The organism is Synechococcus sp. R6-10, assembly GCF_047461815.1.
Classification (GTDB): Bacteria; Cyanobacteriota; Cyanobacteriia; order Thermostichales; family Thermostichaceae; genus Thermostichus.
The window spans coordinates 1-2,227 of the sequence record NZ_JANSHW010000488.1 but is presented as its reverse complement, the minus strand read 5'-3'; the positions used below and the strand labels follow the sequence as shown (position 1 = coordinate 2,227).

Genomic DNA, 2,227 nt, shown 5'->3' with positions numbered 1-2,227 from the left:
AAGGCAAAGTTTTGGTGGAGTCCATGTCTGACGGCTGGGTGCGGCTGATCCGAGATCTGCACCGGTTCCAGCAGCCCAAGGCTTGGCGCAAAGCCCCGCTGCTGGTCTAGGGATCCAGGCAAAAGACCTACGGCCTGCTTTGTGAAAGGCTTTCGCCAGAACTGGCCGACCAAGATACGACCTGCTGACGCGATCAGGGCAGCTTTTTTCTGGGCTGCTGCAAACTCTATCTGCCCAATGGGAAAGGGTGATACCTTGGCCCCAGAACACACCCGTTCTGGTGGAAATGGGGTGGATTTGGGCAAAGTTCACCTGGCCACTGCCCATGAGGGTATGGATATCTTCATCGCTAACGGTCAGGAGCTGCAGTCGAAGCGGCAGTACCCGGAAAGCCGAAGGGGAAGCTGGCCCAGTTGCTGCGTTGCAGGCAAAAGGGTTCGCGGCGGTATCGCCGACTGGTTCGTCATCTTTCCTGTCGGGCCCAAGCTGTTCGCCTCTGGCGGCGGGGAGCGCTTGAAAGAATCCTCGCCCTCTGGGTCAAGACTCAATTAACCAACGGCTCCAGCCCCCGCAAACACGCTGCCAATGCGGCGCATTGCCTCTTCCACGTTGGCGCGGCTGTTGAAAGCGGACAGGCGCAGATAGCCCTCTCCGGCGCTGCCGAAGCCAGAGCCAGGGGTACCCACCACATGGCAGGTGTGCAGCAGCTTGTCAAAAAACTCCCAACTGCTCAGCCCATCGGGTGTTTTCACCCAGACGTAGGGGGCATTCACGCCGCCATAGACTTGGATCCCCACTTCGGCCAACTGCTGGCGAATGATGCGGGCATTTTCCAGGTAAAACTGCACCAGACCTTGCACCTGCGCTTGCCCCGCTTCGGAATAGACCGCCTCCGCCCCCCGCTGCACAATGTAGGACACCCCGTTGAACTTGGTGGATTGACGGCGATACCACAAGCTCCACAGATCCACCCAGGATCCATCGGCAGCTTGCCCCCGCAAAGACTTGGGCACCACCGTAAAGGCACAGCGGGTGCCGGTAAACCCAGCGGTTTTGGAAAAGGAGCGGAACTCGATGGCACATTCCCGCGCCCCTGGAATCTCGTAAATGGAGTGGGGGATCCCGGGCTCGGTGATATAGGCTTCGTAGGCGGCATCGAACAGGATCAGGGAGCCGTGGGCACGGGCATAGTCCACCCAGTTTTGCAGATGCTCCCGTGTGGCCACTGCGCCTGTGGGGTTATTGGGGAAGCAGAGGTAGATCACATCCACCTTTTGGCTGGGCAGGCTGGCGGTGAAGTGATTTTCGGCAGTGATGGGCAGATAGACCAGGCCCTCGTATTCGCCGCGTTCGTTGGCCGGCCCCGTATGGCCCGCCATCACGTTGGTGTCCACATAAACCGGATAGACAGGATCCGTGATGGCGATGGTGTTGTCGTGGCCGAGGATATCCAGGATGTTGCCGCAATCGCACTTGGAGCCATCGGAGACGAAGATCTCGGAAGCGTCGATATCGCAGTTGCGGGCCTGGAAGTCGTGCCGGGCAATGGCCTGGCGCAGCCACTCGTAGCCCTGCTCTGGCCCATAGCCGCGAAAGGTGGCCCGTTCCCCCATTTCCTCCACCGCCCGGATCATGGCCGTTCGACAGGCTTCCGGCAGCGGCTCGGTGACATCGCCAATGCCCATTTTGATAATTTGAGCTTCGGGATGGGCGGTGGCAAAAGCCTGCACCCGCCGGGCGATCTCGGGAAAGAGATAGCCGGTCTTGAGCTTGAGGAAGTGGTCGTTGATCCTGGCCATGGAGGTTTGCCGAAGAGGAGGTCATCGGCTTTTCAGTGTAGCTGTTCGCGCTAGCGGGACGGAGTCCTTAGCCGGTTCCGGGCCAGAACTCTTCTACGTCGCGGTTCCCCTGCCCATAGCAACAACCCCGGCGGAGGCGGGACGGAGTAGGATGCTACCTTGGCAAAGATCCTTTGGAGAGCAGGGATGAAGCAGCAGAGGGGAATGGCTCGGCACGAGAGGTGGGCGGTGGGCCTGTTGGCGATCTGGGTTTGGCTGAGCTGGGGGATGGGGGCCTGGTCTGCTCCCCTTTGTCGGGATCCCCTCTTGCTGCGGCAGATCTTGGCAGCTCTGGGCCGTCCGGAGGTGAAGGTAGAGGAGGTGGCCCTTTTTGATTCGGATCAGTGTCTTGTCCAACTGGTGTTGGATCGCCAGGGGTTGAGCGGCTC

The 2,227-nt window shown here is 60.2% G+C and carries 2 protein-coding genes and 1 pseudogene; 2 read left to right on the top strand and 1 reads right to left on the bottom strand.

Annotation, left to right across the window (positions count from 1 at the left end; translation table 11 throughout):
• The first annotated feature begins 255 nt into the window (after nucleotides 1-255).
• Nucleotides 256-552 (top strand): hypothetical protein, encoded by a 297-nt coding sequence (locus NW837_RS12625; protein ID WP_148202718.1) that lies wholly within the window; start codon nucleotides 256-258, stop codon nucleotides 550-552.
• Here the strand turns inward: NW837_RS12625 and NW837_RS12620 are convergent.
• Entirely contained in the window at nucleotides 549-1,799 is a 1,251-nt protein-coding gene (locus tag NW837_RS12620; RefSeq protein WP_011433036.1) for an LL-diaminopimelate aminotransferase, read from the bottom strand. The two genes, NW837_RS12625 and NW837_RS12620, sit on opposite strands and share 4 nt — an antisense overlap.
• 204 nt (nucleotides 1,800-2,003) lie before the next feature.
• On the opposite strand from NW837_RS12620, the pseudogene NW837_RS12615 reads away from it, so the two are divergent.
• Nucleotides 2,004-2,227, top strand: a pseudogene (locus NW837_RS12615) (hypothetical protein); the annotation flags it as partial.